This is a genomic window from Geodermatophilus arenarius, assembly GCF_042654585.1.
Taxonomy (GTDB): domain Bacteria; phylum Actinomycetota; class Actinomycetes; order Mycobacteriales; family Geodermatophilaceae; genus Geodermatophilus; species Geodermatophilus arenarius.
In genome coordinates, this window is the sequence record NZ_JBHSGR010000009.1 from 126,163 (window position 1) to 149,952 (window position 23,790).

General features: G+C 72.4%; 19 protein-coding genes. 9 read left to right on the forward strand and 10 right to left on the reverse strand.

Annotated elements, in window-relative coordinates:
* The first annotated feature begins 86 nt into the window (after window positions 1-86).
* Window positions 87-1,127 (forward strand): acyltransferase family protein, encoded by a 1,041-nt coding sequence (locus tag ACFO3M_RS10460; protein WP_387988523.1) that lies wholly within the window; start codon window positions 87-89, stop codon window positions 1,125-1,127.
* A 296-nt stretch (window positions 1,128-1,423) separates the two neighbouring features.
* Here the strand turns inward: ACFO3M_RS10460 and ACFO3M_RS10465 are convergent, their stop codons facing one another.
* Genes ACFO3M_RS10465 through ACFO3M_RS10475 form a run of 3 tightly spaced genes read right to left on the reverse strand, consistent with a single transcriptional unit; the run spans window position 1,424 to window position 4,967 of the window.
* Entirely contained in the window at window positions 1,424-2,566 is a 1,143-nt protein-coding gene (locus ACFO3M_RS10465; RefSeq protein ID WP_387988524.1) for a glycosyltransferase, read from the reverse strand.
* Between the two features lie 9 nt (window positions 2,567-2,575).
* Window positions 2,576-3,958 carry a hypothetical protein gene (locus tag ACFO3M_RS10470; RefSeq protein ID WP_387988525.1) on the reverse strand — a complete coding sequence of 461 codons (1,383 nt, stop codon included), beginning with the start codon at window positions 3,956-3,958 and terminating at the stop codon, window positions 2,576-2,578.
* A gap of 19 nt (window positions 3,959-3,977) precedes the next feature.
* Window positions 3,978-4,967, reverse strand: a complete 990-nt coding sequence (locus tag ACFO3M_RS10475) for a glycosyltransferase (protein ID WP_387988526.1) — start codon at window positions 4,965-4,967, stop codon at window positions 3,978-3,980.
* Window positions 4,968-5,241: 274 nt separating this feature from the next.
* On the opposite strand from ACFO3M_RS10475, the gene ACFO3M_RS10480 reads away from it, so the two are divergent.
* On the forward strand, window positions 5,242-6,609 hold the full coding sequence (locus ACFO3M_RS10480; protein ID WP_387988527.1) for a glycosyltransferase family 2 protein: 1,368 nt from the start codon (window positions 5,242-5,244) through the stop codon (window positions 6,607-6,609).
* Between the two features lie 7 nt (window positions 6,610-6,616).
* Here ACFO3M_RS10480 and ACFO3M_RS10485 read toward each other — a convergent pair whose 3' ends face one another.
* The 3 genes from ACFO3M_RS10485 to ACFO3M_RS10495 form a co-directional block, all read right to left on the reverse strand.
* Window positions 6,617-7,951 (reverse strand): glycosyltransferase family 2 protein, encoded by a 1,335-nt coding sequence (locus ACFO3M_RS10485; RefSeq protein ID WP_387988528.1) that lies wholly within the window; start codon window positions 7,949-7,951, stop codon window positions 6,617-6,619.
* 11 nt (window positions 7,952-7,962) lie between these two features.
* Window positions 7,963-9,330 (reverse strand): tyrosine-protein kinase domain-containing protein, encoded by a 1,368-nt coding sequence (locus ACFO3M_RS10490; RefSeq protein ID WP_387988529.1) that lies wholly within the window; start codon window positions 9,328-9,330, stop codon window positions 7,963-7,965.
* Between the two features lie 120 nt (window positions 9,331-9,450).
* On the reverse strand, window positions 9,451-11,553 hold the full coding sequence (locus ACFO3M_RS10495; protein ID WP_387988530.1) for a glycoside hydrolase family 16 protein: 2,103 nt from the start codon (window positions 11,551-11,553) through the stop codon (window positions 9,451-9,453).
* A 184-nt stretch (window positions 11,554-11,737) separates the two neighbouring features.
* Between ACFO3M_RS10495 and ACFO3M_RS10500 the strand changes: the two genes are divergently transcribed.
* Window positions 11,738-12,421, forward strand: a complete 684-nt coding sequence (locus tag ACFO3M_RS10500; protein WP_387988531.1) for a polysaccharide deacetylase family protein — start codon at window positions 11,738-11,740, stop codon at window positions 12,419-12,421.
* Window positions 12,418-13,395 (forward strand): glycosyltransferase family 2 protein, encoded by a 978-nt coding sequence (locus ACFO3M_RS10505; protein WP_387988532.1) that lies wholly within the window; start codon window positions 12,418-12,420, stop codon window positions 13,393-13,395. The genes ACFO3M_RS10500 and ACFO3M_RS10505 overlap by 4 nt, the downstream gene beginning before the upstream one ends.
* Window positions 13,396-13,399: 4 nt before the next feature.
* On the opposite strand, the gene ACFO3M_RS10510 is transcribed toward ACFO3M_RS10505, so the two are convergent.
* Entirely contained in the window at window positions 13,400-14,572 is a 1,173-nt protein-coding gene (locus ACFO3M_RS10510) for an ABC transporter ATP-binding protein (RefSeq protein WP_387988533.1), read from the reverse strand.
* A 1-nt stretch (window position 14,573) separates the two neighbouring features.
* The gene (locus ACFO3M_RS10515) at window positions 14,574-15,401 is read right to left on the reverse strand and encodes an ABC transporter permease (RefSeq protein ID WP_387988534.1); all 828 of its coding nucleotides are present in this window, start codon (window positions 15,399-15,401) and stop codon (window positions 14,574-14,576) included.
* A gap of 149 nt (window positions 15,402-15,550) precedes the next feature.
* Between ACFO3M_RS10515 and ACFO3M_RS10520 the strand changes: the two genes are divergently transcribed.
* Genes ACFO3M_RS10520 through ACFO3M_RS10530 form a run of 3 tightly spaced genes read left to right on the forward strand, consistent with a single transcriptional unit; the run spans window position 15,551 to window position 19,565 of the window.
* Window positions 15,551-16,729, forward strand: coding sequence for a glycosyltransferase family 2 protein (locus tag ACFO3M_RS10520; protein ID WP_387988535.1), 1,179 nt, complete (start codon window positions 15,551-15,553; stop codon window positions 16,727-16,729).
* Entirely contained in the window at window positions 16,726-18,348 is a 1,623-nt protein-coding gene (locus tag ACFO3M_RS10525) for a glycosyltransferase (protein ID WP_387988536.1), read from the forward strand. Before ACFO3M_RS10520 ends, ACFO3M_RS10525 begins: the two co-directional genes overlap by 4 nt.
* The gene (locus ACFO3M_RS10530; RefSeq protein ID WP_387988537.1) at window positions 18,345-19,565 is read left to right on the forward strand and encodes a hypothetical protein; all 1,221 of its coding nucleotides are present in this window, start codon (window positions 18,345-18,347) and stop codon (window positions 19,563-19,565) included. Before ACFO3M_RS10525 ends, ACFO3M_RS10530 begins: the two co-directional genes overlap by 4 nt.
* 8 nt (window positions 19,566-19,573) lie before the next feature.
* On the opposite strand, the gene ACFO3M_RS10535 is transcribed toward ACFO3M_RS10530, so the two are convergent.
* Window positions 19,574-20,512 (reverse strand): UDP-glucuronic acid decarboxylase family protein, encoded by a 939-nt coding sequence (locus tag ACFO3M_RS10535; RefSeq protein ID WP_387988538.1) that lies wholly within the window; start codon window positions 20,510-20,512, stop codon window positions 19,574-19,576.
* A 132-nt stretch (window positions 20,513-20,644) separates the two neighbouring features.
* Between ACFO3M_RS10535 and galE the strand changes: the two genes are divergently transcribed.
* Entirely contained in the window at window positions 20,645-21,625 is a 981-nt protein-coding gene (gene galE, locus ACFO3M_RS10540) for a UDP-glucose 4-epimerase GalE (protein ID WP_387988539.1), read from the forward strand.
* Between the two features lie 26 nt (window positions 21,626-21,651).
* Window positions 21,652-22,767, forward strand: a complete 1,116-nt coding sequence (locus ACFO3M_RS10545) for an acyltransferase family protein (RefSeq protein ID WP_387988540.1) — start codon at window positions 21,652-21,654, stop codon at window positions 22,765-22,767.
* Window positions 22,768-22,822: 55 nt separating this feature from the next.
* Here the strand turns inward: ACFO3M_RS10545 and ACFO3M_RS10550 are convergent, their stop codons facing one another.
* Window positions 22,823-23,542 carry a flagellar basal body-associated FliL family protein gene (locus ACFO3M_RS10550; RefSeq protein ID WP_387988541.1) on the reverse strand — a complete coding sequence of 240 codons (720 nt, stop codon included), beginning with the start codon at window positions 23,540-23,542 and terminating at the stop codon, window positions 22,823-22,825.
* Between the last annotated feature and the right edge of the window lie 248 nt (window positions 23,543-23,790).

Here is a 23,790-nt window from a genome sequence, read left to right on the forward strand (position 1 = left end):
ACGCATTCCACTGGCTACTGCCGCTGTTCCTAGGCAGCCTCTCAGGGCGAGCGGACCACCGAGGACCTGAAGTATCGTCTCGGGCCATGTCGCGGGGGCTCGATAACTTTCCAAATAGGCACAACAGCCTGAACGCGATCCGGCTGGGGTTAGCGACGGCGGTCATCGTCTCGCACTCTTGGCCGATCGGCGGCTATGGTGATGACCCTCAGCTCGGGCAGCTGACCCTTGGACGTCTTGCGGTGGCCGGCTTCTTCGCGATCTCCGGATGGTTAATCACGCAGAGCCGGGAGTCGACCCCGTTACCCAGCTATCTCTGGCGGCGGTTCCTCCGGATTTACCCAGGCTTCCTCGCTTCCCTGATCGTGGTCGCATTCGTATTTGCACCCGTCGGGAGCGCGCTCGATGCAGGATCATGGGCCTTCAGTGACGGCGTCGCCTTTGTCGGCAAGAACCTCGCCGTGCACATGTCCCAGTTCAATGTCGGCGCCACACCCAGCGGTGTGCCCTATCCCGGCAATTGGAACAGCTCCCTGTGGACCCTGTTCTATGAGGTCCTTTGCTACTTGCTCATCGGGCTATGCATCACCGCTGTCCCGGGCCGGTGGCTGGCGACGGTCGTCGTCACGCTCTGGCTTGGCGCAACGGCCCTCCAAGTGGGGACCAATCTCGGCGGCACCGTGGCGGTGTTCCTCGAGCTCGCGCCATACTTTCTCGCCGGGGCGACGTTGTACGTCCTCCGGCAGTGGATTCCGCTGCACTGGAGCCTCGGGCTGGTCTCTGCCGTCATCACTACCATCATGATTGCGGTAGGCGCGGCGCCGGCACTGGCGGCTCTCCCCCTGGCGTACCTCATGCTCTGGTTGGGGGCGGCACTTCCGTTGCACCTGGTCGGTCGTCGCAATGACATCTCGTATGGGATGTATGTCTATGCCTTCCCGGTACAGCAGCTGCTCGTCCTGGCCGGCGCTGGCGCCTGGTCGGTGGGATGGTTCGTGCTGGCGTCGACCGCCTGCACGGTGCCTCTTGCGGTGGCCAGTTGGTTCTTGATTGAGCGGCCAGCTCAGCGGTACCGCCGAGCGGCCGACAACCTCTGGGCCGCCCGACGAATAACCAGCTCTCGTTGAGCAAGTCGAGCACCAACAGCTCGGTCACATCTGCTTGTTGAGCCCAGCTCCACCGCTGGCAGTGGCCCCCGATCGTGCGCACAGCACAGCAGGGACCGGGAAACCGTCGAGGACCTTGCCGAAGATCCCGTCCGGGATGGCGTAGGTCATCTCTGGCGCACGAGACGTGTCGGTGCAGCGGTCGAAGCCTGGTCTGCAGGGCGGTGACGCCGACAGGCAGAAACACAGGTCATCTCTCACTCAGGGGCCACCTCTGGGGCAGCGATGGCGGGCACGCAAGTTCCACCGAACAGTCCCTAATCGAGCGCGTGCGCCGCTGCAGCGAGTCCTCCGGTGAAACGCTGCAGCGCGGCGGCGTGCTCAGCAACGACGGCGGACCGGGAGTAGCGCTCCGCCGCGGCACGGCGGTGCGCCACGTCGCCGGGCTGGTCCCGTCGCCCGGCGGCAGCCATGAGGCCGTCCGCCAATCCCTGCGGGTCCTCCGGGGCGACGAGGTGACCCAGCGCCGGGTCGGTGATGACGTCGGCAGGCCCGAACTCACAGTCCGTGGACAGCAGCGGCAGGCCGACACGGAGGGCCTCGACCAGGGCGACGCCGAACCCCTCCCACCGCGACGCGAGGACGAAGCAGTCCGCGTCGAGGAGGTGGCGCACCGGGTCCGTGGTGTACCCGGTGAAGGTGACGACGTCGTGCAGTCCGAGTTGCTGCGTCAGCGACCTCAGCGCCGCCTCGTCGGGACCCGACCCGACCAACGTCACGTGGAAGGCCGGCATCCGCGGCCGTGCCAGGGCGATCGCCCGGAGCAGGACGTCCTGCCCCTTCTGGTACGACAGGCGCGCCACGCTCACGAAGCGGAAGACGCCGTCGGCGCTCCTGGTCCGCTCCGGGGCGTCGAAGTCCCGGACCGGGTTGGGCACGTAGGCGACGGGCAGGCCCGGGGTGAGCGACTCGACGGTGTACCGCTCCAGGGACGGGGACACTACGAGGACCCCGGCGATGCGCTTGGCCACCAGACGCCGGAACAGCGTGAACGCGAGGCGCGTGGCGCGCGACCCGCGCTGCTCCTCGACGCGCGGGTTCCCGTGCAGGTGCGCGAGGAAGACGGGCAGTCGCAGTCCCCGCGTCGCCAGCCAGGTGAGGACGGTGGGCTCGACCTGGGGACACACGAGGACGTCGAAGTCGTTGGCGGCCACGCAGGACCTGATGGCGGCGGCCAGCCGCCGCAGCCGCTGCACACCGAGCACGTGCTTGGTGTAGGCGGTCTCCCGCAGCAGGTCCTCGTCGTACCGGCTGGCAAAGACCACGTGCACGTCGAACACGTCGACGAACCGTTCCGTCAGTCCGGTCGCGATCTCGTGGACGACCCGCTCGACGCCGGCGAAGTGTCGCGACGGTGGGACGAAGTAGGCGACCTTCACCCGGCCCCCCGCTGTGCTCACGCCGGAAACCTAACTGCTAGGGAGGGCCTGCCGAGCAGGGCCTGACACTCCGGCCCGCGGCGTAGCGCCTCCAGCGGTCGCCACGACCCCAGGTCGACGCACGGTCTCGAGCCGGAGTGCGGCGTGGGCGAGCACGCCCAGGGATAGCCAGAGGACACCACCGCTGTCCGACAGGTCCGGGCCCGACACCACCTTGCAGAGCAACAGGGTGATCAGCGCCCAGGCGGCAGGCCGGGAATGCCGGGCCGGCCAACTACGGCGCACCAACACGACCACCGCTGAGGCGAAGAGCAGCGCCCCGACGACGCCGACCGTGCTTAGGAGCGTGGAGATGAACGACGACCCACGGTTCGAACCCAGTCCGGTTCCCAGACCGAAGGTGTCCAAGAGGACGCGGTAGGACTCGCTGTCGGCGTTGGACCGCTCTGCATACGACGAGGACGTCACCTTGTCGGCCAGTTGTTGACCGACGAAGTTCGCCACCGTCGGCAGTACCCAGAGCGCGGCAAGGGCGGCAGCGCACAGCCAGGTGACCGCGACACGGCTCACAGCTCCGCGGCGGAGTACGAAGCTCAATGTCGCAACGCACGCGGCCACAGCGAGAAGGGCCATGCCCGCCACGAGGAACGACGTAGAGGTCGAGATGGCTCCGAGGTAGAGCGCAATCCCCGCTGTGGCCACGAGTCCCACCCGACGGATGCCCATGACCTGGTGCAGGCGTGAACAGCAGTACGCGAGCGTCACGAGGCAGGAGGCGGCCAGGCCGGACGGCTCGGAGAAGATGCCCCGTACCCGTGGGGCTCCACCCGGCAGCGTCTGGATGAACGCGAAGTTCGGCGAGTTGTCGAAGAACCCCTCGGGGAACGGCAGGCCGGCCGTCGTGTGCAGGTACGCCCCGAACGACAGCAGCGTCGCCAGGCAGGTGGCCGTCCCCACGATCTGCGGCCCCGTCCACCGGGACCGGGCCAGGTAGGCGACGACTCCGACACTGAGGACCAGGTAGACGATCTGGGCGATGTTCGACTTGGTCACCACGCCGGCGACGAGGTACTCGTCGAGACCGGACGGGCCCTCCACCTCAAGACCGTCGAAGAGCAGCGGGGCGACCAGGGTGACGAGCACACCGACGACCACGAGCAGGACGAGGGCCCGGCTGCCGGGCACCGGCACCCGGTCCCGGCCGTCCCGTCCACCGCCCTGCAGGAGACGCAGTCCCACACCCACCAGCGCGCCGATGGCCACCGCGTAGAAGGTGGGCACCGCGACGGCCCCGACGACGACGGCGGCCCCCACCGGGGTCGCGCCACCGAGAGCGAGGGCACGCCCGTACCCGCGCCGGTTGAGGACGCCGTACACGACCACGGCGACCGTGACGACGGTCAGGCTGGTCACGCCGCCTCCTCCTGCGCCGTCACGGGCGCCGCCAGCGGAGCTCCAGCAGTGACCGGACCAGGCGCCGTGGGGCGACCAGGACGGCGAGGCACCACGCCGCGACGACCACCCGTGCGGCCAGGCCCTCGGGGCCGGGGTGCAGCGGGGACCGCAGGACGTCGCCCAGCAACCGCGCGCGGCCGTCGCCCTCCAAGGGGCGCACACCCGGAGTCAGGCGGGCCGCCGCCACGCGGAACTGCAGCAGCTCCCGGCTCCGGCGCAGCGGCCGCTCGTCGATCTCGGCGTCGGGGACCCCCCGTGACCTCTGCGCGAAGCGCCACCGGTCCCGCGCCCGCTCCACCTCGCGGGCCGGCCGGTCGTCGGCGGCGAGCACGTCGCTGTCGTTGCTGCCGTGCTGCCGGTAGGAGACCACCACCTCGGGCACGGAGACGACGTCACCGTGGAACGGCGCCGCGGCGAGGGGGCCGGAGTCGGCAGCCCGGCCGGTGCTCGCGTCCAGCGGGAAGATCCGTTCGAGGAACCACCGGGCGTAGGCGTTCCCCGATCCCGGAGGAGTGGGATAGGCCGACGTCGACTCGGCCCAGCGGCGGACGTGGGCCGGGGTGGGCACCGGCTGCCACTCCGGGAAGGGGTGCCCGAAGGGTGCACCGCTCGCGTCGATCCGCTGCATCCGGAACTGCGCCTTGCTGACCGACGGGCTCCAGACCCGCGCCAGCCGCTCCGGCATCTCAGGGGGGAGGACGTCGTCCGCGTCGAGGAACACCACAACGTCGCCGGTGGACGCGGCGAAGCCGCGGTTGGCGGCGACCCGCTGCCCGCCGTTGGGGCCGGCGAGGAGGGTGACGCGGTCCGCGTACCTCTGCAGCACCTCGACCGATGCGTCGGTGGAGCCGTCGTCCACGACGACCACCTCGACGTCGTCCCAGCGGAGGGCGAGGGCACTGTCCACCGCCGTGGCGACGTAGTCCGCGTAGTTGTAGTTCGTGACGACCACGCTGAGCCGCTTCACGGGCGAGTCGTCGGGACGGCTCGACCTCTCGGCACCGTTCCCTCCCTCTCGGCACGTGCGGACGACCGGGTCCCGGGTCCGTCCTGCTCGGACCCGCAGCGTAGGCCGGGACCGGGACCGGCGGCGTCCCGACGCCGGAATCGGTGTCCTGCGCTGACCCGGACGGGTGTGGTCCCCTCCGGGCCCAGGCCGCCGCGGCAGGGCGACGAGGCATGATCGGCGTCGACCGCCCGAACGGGCCGGTGGGGCGAGCGACCGTCCGACGGGGGACGACATGCTGAGCAGGGTGCGGCGCCTCGGCCGACGCATGCGCCGTCCCGGCTCCTCCCGGCTCTTCCGGTGCCTCGTCGTCGCCGACGTCGACCTCGACACCGGGACGGCGACCCCCCGCCCGGTCCTGACGCCGTTCGCCGAGCCGCCCGAGGGCGTGCACGCCTTCGTCTGGCTGCACGGCGTCCCCGTGGCGGAGTTGACGCTGGCAGGGGACCCTGTGGTGCTCATCCAGGATCTGCCCCGGCTGGCTCGACAGGCGGCAGCAGAGGCCGTGGCCGACCACCTCGCGCAGCACCGGCCCGGTGACGGGCGCCCGGTCGACGAGCGCATGCCGTGCACAGCGGAGGACGACCCGTGGCGGGCGACCGCGGACGGCGGGCTCCTCACGGTGGTCGTCTGCACCCGTGACCGCCCCGACGACCTGGAGCTGTGCCTGACGGCGCTGGACGCCATGACGGTCGACGTCGCCGAGGTGCTGGTGGTCGACAACGCCTCCACGACCGACCACACCCGCGAGGTCGTGGCGTCCCATCCCCGGGCCCGGTACGTGCGGGAGCCGCGGCGTGGCCTCGACTGGGCCCGCAACCGGGGCCTCATCGAGACCCGGACGCCCCTGGTCGCCTACGTGGACGACGACGTGCTGGTCCACCCGCGGTACGCCGAAGCGCTGCTCATGGCCTTCGCCGCCCACCCGGACGCCGGCGCCGTCACCGGTCTCGTCACCCCGGCAGAGCTGTCGACTCCTGCGCAGGTCCAGTTCGAGGCCGCTGGGGGATTCGGCCGCGGCTACCGCCGACGCCGGCTGCAGGCGGCGTCCACGGACCCCCACGACACGGCGAGGGTCGTCTTCCACATCGGCGCGATCGGCACCGGCGCCAGCATGGCCTTCCGGCGCGAGCGCATCCTCGCCGTCGGCGGCTTCGACCCGGCGCTCGACGTCGGGACCCCCACCCGCGGGGGCGGGGACCTCGAGGCGATGTGCCGGCTGCTGACCGCCGGGGACCTGCTCGTCTACGAGCCCGCCGTCGTGGTCCGTCACCGGCACCGGCGGACGATGGCCGAGCTCAGAGCCCAGCGGCGCAGCGACGGGACCGGGAGCGCGAGCCTGCTGGTGGGTGGAGGGCGGAAGCTCGGGCCTACCCACCACCGTCAGTGGAAGCTCATTGCCGCCCGGTGGTTCGCCAAGAACACCGCCTGGACGCTGGCCGGCAGCCTGCTCTGGCCGCGCGCTCGCCCCATGTCCCTGACGCTCGCCACCGCGGGCGGCTGGATCGCCGCCCTCACCCGCGACTACTACCGCGAGGCGGTCGCCCAGGCCCGCCGGGAAGCGGCAGCGCACCCGGACGAACCCGTTCTCCACCCACTGTGACGCCCGCTCAGACCTGCGGATGGACCAACGGCGGCGCCGTCGGTTCCTCGGGGTGCGCGGTCGCCTGGTCAGCCGCCTGAGCGAGCGCGGCTCGATACAGGCCCCCGGTGGCGGCCCGGGCCGCTCCACGTGCCTCGGCCCAGGTGAGTCCCGGGGGCCACAGCTCCGGGTACAGCAGGGTGCGCGCGAGGTTGCGGCCGTGGTGCGTCACCGCCCAACTCAGGGCCTGCCGCCGCAGTCCGGCATACAACCGGGGTCCGTACCGCCGGCCCGCCCCCAGCCACCAACTGTAGGAGCCGGTCCCGTCACCGCGACGCTGGCGGTGGAGGGCGGCCATCGTGGTGCGGTGCCTGTGCAGGACGACGGCCGACGGCTCGTACACGAGCGTGTGCCCGGCCGCGACGACACGGAAGAACATCTCGAGGTCCCCGGCGCCGCCGGTCGGCGTGCCCACGTCGAGCGCCGGATCGAAGCCGCCGAGCGCGAGCGCCGGCTCACGCAGGACGGCCATGTCCGCTCCGGTACCGGCATCCCCCATGGCCCCGGCCTGCCGAGCGGCCGGCTGTTCCGGGTCGACCCGGAACAGCCGGCGACGGTAGCCACGACCGAACCCCCGCGCCTCGAAGATCACCTGAGCCGGGGTGGCCAGCTCGAGGGGGAAGACGAGGCCGGTGACCATCACCGCGCCGGGGACCTCGGTGAAACCGCGCAGGAGCCCCTCCACCCACCGCGGGTGCACGAGCGCGTCGTCATCGGTGTACGCGACGATCCTCGTCCGCGCCTCCAGGAGTGCCCGGTTCCGCGCCCAGTCGAGCCCGGCGCGCGGCTCGCGGACGTACCGGGCGAACGGGAAGCGCTCGACCACCTGCCTGGTGCTCTCGTCGCGGGAGGCGTTGTCGATCACGAGCACCTCCGCCACAGGGGCGCTCAACGCGCCGATGGAGTCCAACGTGTGCGCCAGGTCCCCGGGTCGGTCCCGGGTGCACACGGCCACGGTGACGTCAGCACCGCTGAGAGCCACAGCCGGACGGCCCGGAGCCGCTCCTCGACCGGGATGCCCGACCTCCCGCAGGGCGACCTCTGCCAGGCGCGGCAGGACGTCGTCCGGGTCGCCAGGGACGGTCAGCTCAGCCACGGGCGCTCCGCCGGCCCACACGAGCGCGTGGACGCCCTCGGGAGCGACGGCGGGAGGCGTCAGCTGCCGGTGCGGCGTGACCTGCCGTGTGTCCAGGTCGACGCTGACGACCGTCAGGGTCCGGAAGTAGCGGCCCTGGGGGCCCGTGCGCATGCGCGGGTTGGTCGGCCCCGGGAGCCACCGACGCGCCGTCCGGCGAAGGCCCATGAGACCGCGGATCAGGCGGGCACGACAGCAGCCGGCGGTTCCGGCCCCTCGATGCGGCCGAACCGCCCGCCGCCGAGGTCCTGCGCCCGGACGTGGTCGATGGCGACGCTCACCGACGTCACGCCTACACCGGCGAGCAACTCGAGGCCCAGGAGGAACTCGGCGCGCTTCGTGGCCCCGGACTCCACCACCACGAGGGCGCTGCCGGCGAGCTTGGCGGCCACGGCGGACTCCGACCGCTCGACCAGCGGAGGACAGGCGAGGACGACGTAGTCGAAGGGCTCCTTCAGCGCGTCGAGCAGCTTCCGCATGGCGGGCGTGCTCATCCGCTGCGCCGACGAGGCGTCCACCCGGCCCGCCGGGACCTCGAAGACCTTCTCGCCGGGGACCAGCGTTACGACGTCGTCGACCTTGGCCGTGCCGCCCAGCACGTCCGCCACTCCCGGTGCGGGCGGTCCCGCGTCCGCGCGGCGGGCCGACCGGTCGCGTCGTCCGTCGTCCGCGCGGAGGTCGACATCGACGACGACGACGTTGGAACCGATCTCCGCGAACGCCGCAGCCAATTGGCGGGCGACGCCCTGGGCGTCGGAGGCCCCAGTCACGCCGGTCACCGCGATGGTCTCCCGCACGTCGGAGCCGAACAGCAGGTTGGCCCGCAGCTGCCGGAAGGCCTCCAGCCGAGCGTCGGTCCGCGCCACGTGCCGGGACCGCTTCTGCGGGGCGGGCATCGAGGTGAGGGTGACCAGTCGGGGCGACGGCGGTAGGTCGGTCGTGGACCGGATCCGGGTGGACAGCGCGTCAGCCACCACGACCGCGGCCACGCCGAGGACCAGTCCGACGGCGATGCCGATGAACAGGTTGTTGCGGGGACGAGGTGCCTCCGGGGCCTCCGGTGTCTCGGCGCCCTGGACCACGGTCAGGCGCACCGGCGACGTGGGGCCCAGCGCGTCGAGCAGCGGGGCCTCCGTGGTCAGGGCGGTGGCCACCGCGTCGGCCCGCGCGACGACGACGTTCGGGTCGCTGCCCGAGGCACCGACGTCGATGAGCGAGGTCCCCTCCCGGGGAGTGGCACTCACCGAGGCGCGCAGGTCGTCGACGTCAGTCCCGTCACCGAGTGAGCCGGCGGCGCTCTGGAGGACGGTGCGGGTCTCGGCGAGGTCGGCGTAGGTGACCGCGCGCTGGGTGGCGAAGGACTGTCCACTCTGCAGGTCCGCGGGAGACTCGTCACCGCTGACGGACACGTACACCGTGGCCTGCGTCGAGTACGTCGGGGTCGTCGACAGCGTGACGGCGAGACCTGCCAGCGCACCGAGCACGGTGAGGGCAGCGATCACCCACCAGCCGCGTCGCAGGACCCGCAGGTAGTCCTGCAGCGTCACGCCACCACGTCCTGCGGGAGAGGGGGCTCTGTGGGGATCCGCGCCCCGTACACGGTCACAGTGCCCAGCATTCTTCAGAGACGCTAACAGAGCATCACCCCATGGTGCGGGGTGACGGGATCAGGTCCAGACCCGCACCCAGTCGACGTAGGTGTCCGACACGCCGCCGGTCGGGGCGAGGTCGACCGGCCACCCGCCGCCGAGGGCCAGGTCCAGGAGGAAGAAGAACGGCTCGGTGGTACGGGTCAGCGAGTCCGCGGAGGCCACGACCTGGCCGTCGATGGTGAAGGCCGCGCCGTCTGGGGTGATGCGTGCTGCGTAGGTGTGCCAAGCGATCGCCCAGTCGGTGAAGCCGTTCGGACTGTTGCAGGACGGGGCGCCGGTCCCCGGCTCCCCGGCCTCTTCGCTTCCCCAGTCGTGCACCGTGTGGCAGCTGCCGAGGGTGTCGTGCCCGTACAGCTCGACCGTGTCCACCTCCGTGGAGGTGTCGCTGGGCCGCGCGGCGCTCTCCGCGTCGAGCATCCAGAAGGCCGGCCACGTGCCCGCACCGGGCGCGCCCAGGATGCGCGCCTCGAAGTAGCCGTACTGCGCGATGAACCCGGCGCCGTCGACGTCGGTCGAGGCGAGCAGGCCGGCGACGTTGTCGGTGCCGTCCTGGTCCCCGGCTCCCTGCGCGGGCTGGGTGCGGATGCGCAGGTACTGGTCGTCGAGGGTCGTGAGGGTACCGTCGTCGGAGGCCGGGTCGGCGAAGGGGGCGTCGCCGAACTGGCCGCTGCTGGAGGCGTCGGGCTTGACCGCGGCGTAGTCGGCGCCGGCGCCGGTCGCGCTCACCGACAGCGGCCGGTCGAACTCCTCGGCCCACTGCAGGGTCATGCCCTCCGGAGCGGTGCTGTCCGGGGTGAGGTCCCGGCCGGCCCGGTTGTAGAGCTGCACGTACAGCGACGTGGGGAGGTCCTCATCGGTCGCGGCAGCGTCCGGCACGGGGTCCACCCGCACCGTCACGGGCCCCCGGGGTGCTGAGGCGAGGTCCAGGGGGAGCACGGCGAGACCGTCCTCGTCCGCTGTCGCGCGCGCCACCACGTCGACCGCGTTGGTCCCGGTACCGGAGACGCCGGTCCAGACGCGCGCCTCGACGGTCGTGCCGGGGTCCGCGGCGACCACGACGTCGGTCCGACCGTCCACGGCCGAGCCGACGGCGGGGCAGACCAGGCCCAGCCGTCCGCTCGCGGCCTCCCCGACGGGCTCGGCCTCCGCGTCACACGGCTCCACGGCGGGGGGCGCGGTCGCGTAACCGTCCCAGTCCTGCGGCCAGCGTGGCGGGGTCGTGCCGGCGTCGTACACCGCCAGCTCGCGCAGGCCCACGGAGACGGCCCCGTCGGGCCGGTCGAGCTCGAGGCGCACGCCGCTCGCCATCCGCGGCGCCACGGCGATCGTCGTCGCCTCTCCCCCGCCCCGGGCGATCGCCGGCACGCGCACGGTGCTGCCGTCGTCGAAGCGCAGGACGCCGCTGAGCGACTCACCCCCTGGTGCTGACGGACCGAACACCTGGACGCTCGCGATCTCCCGCGGCGAGTTCCACGACAGCGAGACCCAAGGTGCGTCGTCGTCCGCATCCGCGGTCCACTCCTCCCCCGTGTCCCCGTCGGCCGGCGTCCCGTCCGTCAGGGCCTCCACCGGCCGGTCCGCAGGAGTGGAGGCGGTGGCGACCACGGCTCGATCGGCGCCGCGTCGAGGTGGATCGTCGGCCGACCCGTCCACGGAGAGACCGGCCAGGGCCACGGAGGTGGCGCCGTCCGGCACGCCGGCGATCGTCACCCGCACCCGGGACGCCGTGCGCTCGGGGAAGGTGACGGAGGCATCGCCCTCGTCGTCGGTGGTGACCAGCAGCGAGGCGCCGCCGTCGAAGGTCAGGAGAGCGCTCGCGGGCCCGGTCTCCCCTCCACCCGGCCCGAGGACCTCGACGTGGTCGAGAGACGTCGGCTCGGGGTACGTGAGCTCGACCCAGGCCCCGACGGTCTCGGAATCGGTGCGCCAGTACACGTCCCGTTCGACGTCGTCGTCCCCGGGGTCAGGGGCACCGGCCACCAGGGCCGAGGGATCGGTTCCCGAGGAGGCGGTGACGCGAGGAGGATCGGCCCCGCGGACGACGACCAGGACGACGGCCGCCACGGCGGCCACGACCGCGACGGCGGACAGGACGAGGACCTGCTTCCTCGACGGCACGGGACCTCACCATGACTTCGACCGGACCGGGCCAGGAGTGGCGGCGTCCGAGGGGTTCGACGACCTCCGGCAGTGACGCTACCCGTCCCCGCCGGGTGCGCCCCGGTCACGGGACCGGTGGTCCCCGCGCGGCGATCGGCGCGTCCTGCGAGCATGGGCGCTCGACTCGGAAGCTGGAGGTGACGTGCGGGACCTCCGCGACGTGCCCCGCGCGGTGCGCGCCCGGAAGGAGCGTCTGCAGTGGACCGCGCGTGACCGGCTCGCCGGCGTCGGACGCCGCGTGGCCGAGGGCACGGTCGCCCTGACCTTCGACGACGGCCCGCACCCGTCGTCGACCCCGCTCGTCCTGGACCTGCTGGGTGAACTCGGGGTGCGGGCCACCTTCTTCTGCGTCGGCCGCAACGTCCGGGCACACCCGGACCTCGTGCGCCGCGTCGTCGCGGAGGGACACCAGGTGGGCTCGCACAGCTGCACGCACCCGCATCCGGCGGGCGTCCGCCTCGGCGCCCTGGCCGAGGAGTACCGCTCCGGTCGGTCGGCCGTGGCCGAGGTGCTGGGCCGCGACGTCGCCCTGTTCCGGCCTCCGAACGGCCATCTGACCCTCACCAGTGCGTCCATGGTGCGGTGCCAGGGTCTGGCGCCGTGGCTGTGGACCGTCGATCCGCAGGACTGGCGTCCCGGCGTCACCGCCGGGGACATCGCCGGCATCGCGGGGGCGGCGGGCAGTGGGGACGTGGTGCTCCTGCACGACTGGGTGGAGAAGCCCACGGACGTCCGCGCTCTGGACAGGTCTGCGACCATCCGGGCGCTACCCGCGGTCGTGCGGGCCGTACGCACGCGGGGACTCGAGTTCAGGTCGCTGCCATGACGCCCGGGGAGAGGGAGGACGTGACTGCGGCGCCTCCAGGTGCGACGGGGGCACCCCGGGTCTCCGTCATCTGCATCTTCTACAACGGCGAGCAGTTCCTCGACGAGGCGATCCGCAGCGTCATGGCGCAGAGCACGGGCGACTTCGAGTTCCTGCTGTGCGACGACGGCTCGACCGACGGCAGCACGTCCATGGCCCTCGGGTGGCAGGCCCGCCACCCGGGGCAGGTCCGCTACCTGCAGCACCCCGACCACGCGAACCGGGGGATGAGTGCGACGCGGAACCTCGGCCTCGACGCGGCGCGTGGAGAGTTCATCGCCTTCATCGACGCCGACGACGTCTGGCGCCCGGAGAAACTGACCGAGCAGATGGCGATCATGGACGCTCACCCGGGACTGGGGATGGTCTGCGGGACGGTGAACTACTGGTGGTCCTGGGCCGGCGGGGAGGACGTCCTCGTCCCGACCGGTCACGTCCGCAATCGCGTCGTCCCACCGCCGGAGGCCTCTCTCGCGCTGTACCCGCTGGGAACGGCGTCGGCTCCCTGTCCGTCGGACATGCTCCTTCGACGTGAAGCCGTGCAGTCGGTGGGCGGCTTCGAGGCGCACTTCACCGGCGCCCGGCAGATGTACGAGGACCAGGGGTTCCTCGGCAAGCTCTACCTCTCCTGGCCTGTCTGGTTCTCCGACGCCGTCTGGCTCGACTACCGCCAGCACCCGGACAGCTCCGTCGCCAGCGTGACTCGAGCGGGGCGCTACCACGAGGTCCGCCAGTACTACCTCGACTGGTTCGAGCGCCATCTGGACAGCAGGGCCGAGCCGGCCCCTCCCGCGGTCAGAGCCGCACTGGCCCGAGCCCTACGGCCCTACCGGAGACCGGTCCTCCATGCTCTCGCCGCCGCACCTGCTCGCCTCACACGACTACCGCGCGCGGCGATGAGGCGTGCGCGAGCAGCCCTTCGGGGACACCAGTAGCGCCTCAGTCAAGACGCCGAACGCGATAGGGGAGCCCCAGGACGAGGACACGGTCGCGGTGATAGCCCTCTTCCCCGTGCAGGGTGAAGGAGACGGCAGTGATCTCGTAGTGGACGTCCTCGTGCTCCGTCCCCAGCCACACCCCCACCGTGTAGTCACCGATCGCGAGGATGGGAGGCACCTCGAGTACGGCCTCGTGCCGACCGGGTGGGAACCGGACCTCCTGGGAGTGGCTGAGCACCTCGTCGAAGACGCGGACACCGTGTTGGTTGGTCAGGATCACCGCCAGGTCCAGACCGGCCAACATCTCGTCCATCTCGAAACGGACGACGATCCGGAAGGGCTCGTCCCTGAGGAGAGGCCGAGCAATCCCGTCGAGTGCGACGACCTGGACCTGCAGGAGCCGTCCCACGTCGCCACCCGGTCCCAGTTGGCCACCACCAGCTGAGGCGACCCCGGAGGTGAGGTAGTCCCGCACGATGGGCGTAGTCGGGCCCTGGTCCTTGATCCGGCCCGCCTCCAACCAGATGGCACGGCTGCACAACTTGCTCAGGGCAGCCAGGTCGTGACTGACGAAGAGGACCGTGCGCCCCTCGGCCTCCGCCTCCGACATGCGGTTCATGCACTTCCGCTGGAACTCTGCGTCCCCGACCGCGAGGACCTCGTCCACGACCAGGACGTCGGGCTCCAGGTGGGCGGCCACCGCGAAGGCCAGCCGCAGGTACATCCCACTGGAGTAGCGCTTCACCGGGGTGTCGAGGAAACGCTCGACACCCGAGAAGTCGACGATCTCGTCGAAGCGACGGGCCGTCTCCGCGCGGCTCATGCCGAGGACTGCGGCATTGAGGAAGACGTTCTCCCGCCCCGTCAGCTCGGGGTGGAAGCCGGTGCCCACCTCCAGTAGCGCCGCCACCCGACCGCGGGTCCGCGCCTCCCCGGTGGTGGGCGCGGTGATCCGCATCAGGACCTTGAGCAGCGTGCTCTTGCCGGCTCCGTTTCGGCCGACGATCCCGACGGCCTCTCCGTCCGCCACGGTGAAGCTCACGTCGCGGAGCGACCACAGCTCCCGGCTCTCGTCCCGTCGCCGGCGCACTGCCGCGACCAGGGTCTCGCGCAGGTTGCGCTGCTCCCCCAGCAGGTAGCGCTTGCTGACCCGGTCGACCTGGACCCTGTCCACGTCAGATCACGTCCGCGAAGGCCCGGGAGGCCCGCAGGAAGTACCGGACCCCCAGGACGGCGAGTACGAGCGAGACCGCGCCCGACAACGCCACGACGGCTCCGGGCCAGGGCCCGCCGACGAGCACGAAGCGACCGAGCTCGAGGACGCCGACGACCGGGTTGAGCGCGTACGCGTAGCGGGCGAGCCCTTCGAGGGACGCGGCCGAGTAGGCGACCGGACTCAGGAACAGCAGGACCTGGAGAGCGGTCGGGACTACCTCCCGGGCATCGCGGTAGCGGACGTTGACCGCCGCCAGGAAGCAGGTGGGGCCGAGCGCCGTGAGGGCCAGGAGCAGCAGCCACACGGGGAACAGCAGCAGTCCCGCCGTCGGGACGACTCCGAGGACCACGCAGACGACAGCGAGGAGGAGCAGCCCGACGAGGAGGTCGACGAGGGGCGGCAGCAGGGAGGCCAGCGGTGCGGTCAGGCGCGGGAAGTAGACCTTGGTCACCAGCGACGTGTTGCCCACGAGCACCTCGCTTCCGCGCCCGATGCACTGGGAGACGTACGTCCAGCCGAGCAGACCGGCCAGCGCGAAGGCCACGTACGGGATCCCCGAGGTGCCGACCCCCGCCAGGCGGTCGAACACGAGCGTGAACGCCGCCACCGTCACGAGGGGTTGCAGGACCACCCAGGCGGCACCCAGGACGGCCTGCTTGTACCGGACCCGGAGATCTCGCAGAGCGAAGAAGCCGATGATCTCGCGGGCACGCCACAGCTCGCCCCAGTCGACGAGACGCCCGTGGGCGGCGTTGACCGTCCACGCCGGTCGCGGGTCGGCGGACACGTCCGCGCACGCTACCCACCGCGCGTGCTGCAGACGCGCAAGCACTCGACCTCCCACCCGGGAGGAGTGGGACCTCGTCCACGACAGGGTGCGCCCCCGTCCTCGCTGTTAGCGTCCGGGGTCGCGACGGCGTTGGGGGGACGCGGACGATGACCGAGGCTCAGGGGCCGCCTTACGCCCGCGTCGTGCACGTCGACGTCGACGCGACTCCACGGCCCACGACCGGATTGCCGTCCGGCACCCGCGCGCTGGTCGTGCTGTGGGCCGGGGACCGCCCTATCGGCCAGGTCCTCGTCGGTCCGGACGAGGACGGTGACGCGGCGCTGCAGCGGGCGCTGGCCTCCCCCCGCCCCGAACCGTCCGCCGTGGCCGGCGCCACCCCGGCCACCTGCACCGTCGTCATCTGCACGCGGGACCGGCCCGGGGACCTCGAGCGGTGCCTCACCAGCCTCCCGCGTCAGACCCGTCCGCCCGACGAGGTCATCGTCGTCGACAACGCGTCCCGGGGGACGGCCACCCGCGAGGTCGCCGAGCGGGCCGGCGTCCGGTACGTGCGCGAGGACCGACCGGGACTCGACGTCGCGCGGAACACCGGGCTCCTCGCGGCCGGTTCGGAGGTCGTCGCCTACACCGACGACGACACGGAGTTGCACCCCCGCTGGCTCGAGCACCTCGTCGCCGCCTTCGACCGGGACGACGTCCTCGGGGTGACCGGACTGGTCCTGCCCGCCGTCCTGGACAGCGAGGCGCAGTGGGAGTTCGAGACCCGGTGGGGCTTCGGGAAGGGGTTCTCCCGGGTCGACTTCGGGCCGGAGTTCCACCGTCGGACGCGGGCGTACGGCATGCCGGCCTGGGACGTCGGCGCTGGCGCCAACATGGCCTTCCGCCGGTCGGTCGTCGACGCCGTCGGCCTGTTCGACGAACGCCTCGACGTCGGTGCCGCGGGGTGTTCGGGGGACTCGGAGTACTGGTACCGGATCGTCGCCGCCGGCTGGACGTGCCGTTACGAGCCCTCCGCTGTCGTCTTCCACCACCACCGCCGCGAGATGCCCGCGTTCCGCAGCCAGGTCTTCCACTACATGCGCGGGCACGTCGCCGCACTCCTCGTGCAGTACGAGCGCACCCGGGAGGTCGGGAACCTCCGCCGCGCCTTCCTGCACCTGCCCGTCTGGTACCTGCGCGGGCTGGCGGTGCGGCTGCTCCGCCCGGCGAAGGCCAGCCCGACCTGGGTGCAGGAAGTGCTGGGTTCGGCGTCGGGCGTGGCGTACTACCTGTGGGCCACGTTCCTCCGCCGGCTCGTGCCAGGAGCCCGGAGGCCCGGCGCATGACCGTCCCGGAGCGCGACCGCCCCACCGTGACCGTCGTCGTCACGACGTACCAGCACGCACACCTCCTCGGTGCGGCCCTCGAGAGCATCGCCGCGCAGACCCGACGGGCCGACGAGGTGGTCGTGGTCGACGACGGATCCACCGACGACCCGGGATCCGTCGTGGCGCAGTGGCCGGGGACGACGTTCATCCGGCAGGAGAACCGCGGCTTGTCAGCCGCCCGCAACACCGGCCTGCACGCGGCGACGTCGTCCCACGTGCTCTTCCTCGACGCGGACGACCTGCTGACCCCCGTGGCCGTCGCCGCCGGCCTGCACTCCGCGGAGCGGCACCCCGGCGCCGCGTTCGTGTACGGAGCGCACCGGCGGGTGGACGCCGCTGTAGCGCCCCTGGGCGAGCGGCGCTACAGCCCGGCCGGCCCCGACCCCCGGGCCACGTTCCTGCGCGGCAACGCCGTCGCCATGCACGCCACCGCGCTCTACCGGCGCGAGGTCCTCGTCGCCGCCGGCGGCTTCGACGAGCGGTTGACGCGGTGCGAGGACTACGACGTCTACCTCAGGCTCGCCGTCGACCACGAGGTCGCCTCACACCCCGTCGAGACGGCCCTGTACCGGTGGCACGGCGGCAACATGTCCATCCACGGGGCGACGATGCTCGCCACGGTCCTCGAGGTCCACGCCCGCCACCGGCCCGGTCCCGAGGAGCCGGCGCACCTGCTGCGGGCGTGGGAGGAGGGACGGCGTACCTGGCGGACCTACTACGCGCAGGAGGTCCTGTCCCGCCGCGACCTGTCCCGGCCGGCCGCAGCCCTGGCCGCGGCGCGGTTGTCCCCACGCACCGTCGGCCGCGCGGTGGTCCGCACCGCAGTCCGCCGTGCCGCTCCACGACTGCCCGTCACCGTGCACGACACGATCGCCCGGCACGTCCCGGCCCTGCGCCTGCGGCCCCGCGGGCCCGTCCGCCTGGGCGACCTGGACCGCCCCGACCCGGTCAGTCTCGACTTCGGCTGGGACCGCGGGACGCCCGTCGACCGGTTCTACGTCGAGCGGTTCCTCGAGCAGTCGAGGGAGGACGTCGCCGGGCGCGTGCTCGAGGTGGGCGACGACGCGTACTCCCGCCGCTTCGGCGGCGACCGCGTCGAGGTGCAGGACGTCCTGCACGTGCACGCAGGCAACCCGGTCGCGACGATCGTGGGCGACCTCAGCGCGGCCGGCGTCCTCCCCGAGTCCGTCTTCGACTGCATCGTCCTGACGCAGACGCTGCACCTCGTCTACGACCTGCGGACAGCCGTCGATCGGCTGCACGCCGCCCTGCGTCCGGGCGGCGTCCTGCTGCTCACCGTCCCGGGCATCAGCCAGATCGATCGTGGGGAGTGGGGCGGACAGTGGTACTGGGCGCTGACCCCGGCCGCGGCGCGCCGCCTCCTGGGCGACGTCTTCGGTGACGAGCTCGTGGCCGTCGAGGGGCACGGCAACGCCTTTGCCGCGACGGCCTTCCTGCAGGGCCTGGCCGTGGAGGAGGTCGGCACCGACCGCCTCCTGCCGCACGATCCGGCCTATCCGGTCGTAGTGACCGCGCGTGCGCAGCGCGCGCCCGGGGAGGACGGGCACGCGCGGTGACCGACGTCAGGAACGGGCTGCTCACCGGCGTCCTCGTGCGGCGGACGCTGACGGCCGTCGCGCTGGCCGACGTCGTCCTGCTGCTGCTCACGGGCGTACACGAGGAGCTCAAGGCCGACCAGCCGCTGGTCAAGCCGCTGGTGCTGTTCTCGCTCGTCCAGGAGGCGACCGTCGGCGCCTGGTGGTCGTCGGTCGTGCTCGCCGCGGCTGGAACGGGCTTCGTCCTGCTGGCGGTGACGCGCTGCTGGGGGCAGCAGCGGGTCCCACGGGTCGCCGTGCCGGCTGCCGGCGGCCTGCTGCTCCTCGGACTGTCGGTGGACGAGGTGGCCAGCGTCCACGAGCGGATGCTCATCGCCGACACCGCAGGGGCGAACCGGGCCTTCGAAGGAGCCGGACCCTGGGTCGTCCCCGCTTTGCCGCTGCTGGCGCTCGTCGCCTGCGGCATCCGTCACCTGAGCGGCCGCGCAGTCCGACCCGCCACGTGGCTGAACTGGTCCGGGACGCTGTGCCTGTCCACGATCCTCCTGCAGGAGGAGCTCGAGTTCTCACTCGACTTCGACGCCGCCCGCCCCACCTGGCTGACCCTCCTGGAGGAGGGAACGGAGCTGCTGGGGTCGCTGCTCCTGCTCGCCGGCGCGCTCGTGCTGCTCCGGGCCCTGCCGGCAGAGGCCTTGGCGCAGCTGGCCCGGGGCGCCCGACGGCAGCGGCTCGGCCTCACGGCCCTCGGTGCGACGCTGCTGGTGCTCGGCGCCGTCACGGCCGACCTCCTCGTGGACCGGTCGACCGCGGAGGACCAGCTGGGGCTGCCGCAGTACTGGACGGGCAGCGTCGCGACGGGCGCGCTGGCGGCGTCGGTCCTCGGCTGGGCCCACCGCTCGGCCTCCCGCTCGCGTGCCGCGGACGCCCTGGCGCTGGCAGCCGTCCTGCTGGCGGTCCTCCACGGCATGGACGGCTTCACGTGGGCGGAGCGGTTGACCGGGACCGACCTGCCCGCACGGCTGGCGATGGGATTGCTCCTGCTGCTACCGGCCCTGCTCCTCGCTCGACATGCACTGGTCCCAGCCCTGTCGACCGTGCTCGCTGCGGCCCTGACCGTCACCGGTCAAGGCGCAGCGTCGGCGATCGAGGTCGTCGTGTCGTGCCTCAGCGCCGTCGCTTGGACGTGGGCGACGAGCACGCAGGAGGAGCAGCGGGTCGTGGAGTCCCCTGGCCCGTGACGACCGGGTCAGGATCCTCCCCGGGTCCTGAACCAGTCGACCGTGCGCGCCAGCCCCTCCTCCACCGGTACCGCCGGCTCCCAGCCGAGCACCTCCCGCGCCAGGGTGATGTCGGGCTGCCGGACCGTCGGGTCGTCCTGTGGACGCTCGATGAACTCGACGGCGGACGTCGAGCCGGTCACCTCCACGACCAACTTCGCCAGGTCCAGGACCGACATCTCCCCCGGGTTGCCGATGTTCATCGGGCCGGGGTGGTCCGACCGGAGCAGCCGGACGATGCCCTCGACCAGGTCGTCGACGTAGCAGACGGAGCGCGTCTGGCTGCCGTCGCCGGCCACGGTCAGAGGTTCCTCAGCCAGCGCCTGACGGATGAAGGTGGGGATGGCGCGACCGTCGTTCGGCCGCATCCGCGGACCGAAGGTGTTGAAGATCCGGACGATCGCGGTGTCCACGCCGTGGTAGGTGCGGTAGGCCGTCGTCAGCGCCTCGGCATACCGCTTGGCCTCGTCGTACACGCCACGGGGTCCCACCGGGTTGACGTGCCCCCAGTAGCTCTCCGGCTGCGGGTGTACCTGGGGATCGCCGTACGTCTCGCTGGTCGATGCGAGGAGGAAGCGGGCGCTCTTCGCCCGGGCGAGGCCCAGCGCGTGGAGCGTGCCGGCGCTGCCCACCTTCAGCGTCTCGATCGGCAGCCGCAGGTAGTCGATGGGCGAGGCAGGGCTGGCGAAGTGCAGGACGGCGTCGACCGGGCCGACCACGTGCACGAAGTTGGTGACGTCGTACTTGACCAGCCGGAAGCCATCCCGGGTGAGCAGGTGATCGACGTTCTCCGGATTCCCGGTGACCAGGTTGTCGAGGGCCAGCACCTCGCACCCGTCGTCGAGCAGCCGCTCGCACAGGTGGGACCCCAGGAAACCGGCACCTCCGGTCACGACGACACGCGTCATTGCACGCTCCCCGTCAGCGTGGACGACCCGCCGGTCGACCGATCCACCCCATTGTCAGAAGTCAGCAGGTCACGGGCAACATCGTTCGCTGACGTCCGCCCCGACCGAGAGGGACGGGCTAGCCTGCAACGCATGCCACGGGGGCGCTGGCTGGTCACGGGCGGGGCCGGCTACATCGGTTCGCACGTCGTTCGGGCGTTGCTCCGATCGGGACGGGACGCCGTCGTCGTCGACGACCTCTCCACCGGCACCACCGGACGGGTGCCGCCGGAGGTGGACCTGGAGCCGATCAGTGTCCTCGACACCGCGGCGCTCACCTCGCTGCTGGAGCGGGTCCGTCCGGTCGGCGTCGTACACCTGGCCGGGAAGAAGTCGCCCACCGAGTCCGTCGCCGATCCCCTGCTCTACGCCCGGGAGAACGCAGGCGGGGTCGTCAGCCTCCTCGACGCGCTGCGGGCGACGGGCGGAACACGCGTCGTCTTCTCGTCCAGCTGTTCGGTGTACGGAACCCCGGATCTCGACATCGTCGGCGAGGACGCCCAGACCGTGCCGGAGAGCCCCTACGGCGAGTCCAAGCTCTACGGCGAGCGGGTGCTGAATGCCGCCGCGGCCGCGTACGGCTTGGGCGTGGTGAACCTGCGCTACTTCAACGTCGTCGGAGCGGCCGCGGCCGAGCTGCGCGACACCGGCGCCTACAACCTGGTACCGCTGGTCTTCAGGGCGCTGCAGAGAGGCGAACGGCCGCGGGTCTTCGGCGGGGACTACCCGACTCCCGACGGCACCTGCGTGCGAGACTACGTCGACGTCCGCGACCTCGCCGATGCCCACGTCCGCGCAGCTGAGGTCCTCGAGGAGGACCTGCGGACCGCCACGTACAACGTCGGCCGCGGTCAGGGCAGCAGCGTGCTCGAGGTCCTCGACGTCGTCCGCACCGTCACCGGCCGGCCGCTCGAGCACGACGTCGTCGAGCGCCGGCCGGGCGACCCGGCGCGCATCGTGGGCAGCGTCGAGAGGATCGCGCACGAGCTCGGCTGGCGCGCCCAGCACGATTTGACGGACATGGTCGCCAGCGCCTGGGCGGCCGACCGGCCGTCTCCGGTCGACCGGTCGTGACCGGACCTGGCACCCCCGTCGGCGCCGTGCCGGCACCGGACGTCCGCCTGCACCGCCTGACCGGACTGCGGGCAGTCGCTGCGTTCGCCGTCTTCGCCTTCCACGCGCGGCAGGTGTTCTTCGAGGACGGACCGGCCGACTGGCTCGCCCGGTACGTCATGGCGTCCGGCTTCACCGGTGTGGCCTTCTTCTTCGTACTCAGCGGGTTCGTGCTGACCTGGTCGCATCGCCCCGGGGACAGCGCACCGGCCTTCTACCGTCGCCGGTTCGCCCGGGTGGCACCCGCGTACTGGGCAGCGTGCATCGTGGGTGCCGCTGTCGCGGCGACGGAGCAGGACGACCGGCGGATCGCAGCGGTGGTCGAGTCACTGCCGTCCCTGGCCGCGGTGCAGGCGTGGATCCCGGACCGGGCCGTGTTCTTCGGCGGGAACGCGGTCGGTTGGACCATCTCGTGCGAGGCATTCTTCTATCTGCTGTTCCCGGTGCTCGTCGTCCTCCTGCCGCGCACCCCGACGCGCCGCCTGCTCGCAGCATTGGTCCTGCTCGTCCTCACCGCCACCCCCGCCCTGGTCTGGCTCGCGGCCACCGGTGAGGTCCCCGAGTACCTCGGAATCGTCCCGGTCCAGCGTCTCACCGAGTTCCTGCTGGGCATGGTCGCTGCCGCGGCGCTGCGCACGGGATGGCGGCCGCCAGTCCGGTTCGGCACCGCCGCTCTACTCGCCGCTCTGTCCTACCTCGCTGTGGCGGTCATCCCCTACGCATACCTCGTCGTCGCAGGCCCCTACGCGCTCCTGGTTGCCGCCGCCGCCGCACGGGACCTGGAGGGAGGCCGACCTGGCGTCGGAGGGAGGTGGGGCAGACGCCTCGGCGAGTGGTCGTTCGCCTTCTACCTCGTGCACCAGATCGCTCTCCGCGCCGTCGCCCCACAGATCCTGTTCGTCCGTGAGGCTCCGGAGCTCGCGCTGCTCGCGACGATCGGGTGCTTCCTGCTCGCCCTCGTCGGCTCCATCGCGCTCTACCGGATCGTCGAGGCACCGCTGGAGCGACGGCTACGGGGCACCCGTCCCCGACCGGAGATGGTCGACGCCGAGGGCCGCAGGGACGCCGACCCGGACGACGTCGCACCGCCGGCGAGGGCCTGACCTCCTCACTCGTGCGCCAGAGCCCCGGTGACGGCCGCGCCCGCTCGTGACCAGTTCAGTCGTGCGGCGGCTCGAGTGTCCGGGCGACACAGGCGTTGGCCAGCGCGTCGCCGCGGAGCTGCGGGAACGCGCCGGCGCACCAGGCGCGGACGTCGTCGCCGCTGCCGAAGCCGGCGTCGACGATCGTGATCCAGAACGGGTCGCCGTTGGCCGCGGCGGACCGCCGGCCGAAGTCGAAGCTGGTCAGCACGTGCACCTGCGAGGCGTCGGCCAGCGAGAGGAGCGACCGGCTCTCGGCGAGGATGTCGACGGCGAAGAACTGGTGGCTGCCGGTCGCGGTGGTCTGCAGCGGGTCGGTGATGCCGACGTTCTTCGACGCCACCTGCGCCACCCACCGGCCGTCGAGCGCCAGGGACGCCCGCGACTCCTCGCGCAGCGACTCCAGCTCCGCCAGCGCCTGCTCCTCCGGCGACGCCGTCGGTGTCGCCGGCGCCGGAGCCGGAGCGCTCGAGGGCGCCGCGCCGCCGTCCTCGATGCCCTTGTCCACCCCGTCAGCGGTGTCCACCGGCTCCGACGCCGCCACCGGCGGAGACGGCGCGTCGTCCCCGGCCAGGCCGGACCAGGCCGCCACCCCTCCCCCGACCACCAGCGAGGCGGCCAGGACGCCGATCAGCACCCCGCGGCCCCGGCCACCACGCGACGTGGGCGCGGGCGGCGGGGGGCCCCATCCTGCCGGGGCCCCGCGCTTGGTCAGGTCGACCGGCGGCTGCACCACCGGCACCGGTCCTGACGGCGGGGGTAGGCCGCGGCCGTCCCACGACGAGGGGACCGGCACGCCCACAGGCGGCCAGACATCGGTCACCGGCGCGCGCGGCACCGGCGGCGGGCCGGGCGACCACACCGGCGTCGTCGCCTCCGGCCACCCCGGCTCCGCACCCCGCTCGAGGTCCTCTCGCGCCACCAGGCCTCCCCCGCACCGGTGCCGGAGACGTCACGGAACCGGCGCGTCTCGGCCCGAGCAGG

What these genes read in the sequence shown, in the direction of transcription:
- ACFO3M_RS10480 (WP_387988527.1), top strand. Translation starts at nt 5,242, where the DNA reads ATGCTGAGCAGGGTGCGGCGCCTCGGCCGACGCATGCGCCGTCCCGGC.
- ACFO3M_RS10520 (WP_387988535.1), top strand. Translation starts at nt 15,551, where the DNA reads ATGACCGAGGCTCAGGGGCCGCCTTACGCCCGCGTCGTGCACGTCGAC.
- ACFO3M_RS10525 (WP_387988536.1), top strand. Translation starts at nt 16,726, where the DNA reads ATGACCGTCCCGGAGCGCGACCGCCCCACCGTGACCGTCGTCGTCACG.
- ACFO3M_RS10485 (WP_387988528.1), bottom strand. Translation starts at nt 7,951, where the DNA reads ATGGGCCTTCGCCGGACGGCGCGTCGGTGGCTCCCGGGGCCGACCAAC.
- ACFO3M_RS10535 (WP_387988538.1), bottom strand. Translation starts at nt 20,512, where the DNA reads ATGACGCGTGTCGTCGTGACCGGAGGTGCCGGTTTCCTGGGGTCCCAC.
- galE (WP_387988539.1), top strand. Translation starts at nt 20,645, where the DNA reads ATGCCACGGGGGCGCTGGCTGGTCACGGGCGGGGCCGGCTACATCGGT.
- ACFO3M_RS10505 (WP_387988532.1), top strand. Translation starts at nt 12,418, where the DNA reads ATGACGCCCGGGGAGAGGGAGGACGTGACTGCGGCGCCTCCAGGTGCG.
- ACFO3M_RS10460 (WP_387988523.1), top strand. Translation starts at nt 87, where the DNA reads ATGTCGCGGGGGCTCGATAACTTTCCAAATAGGCACAACAGCCTGAAC.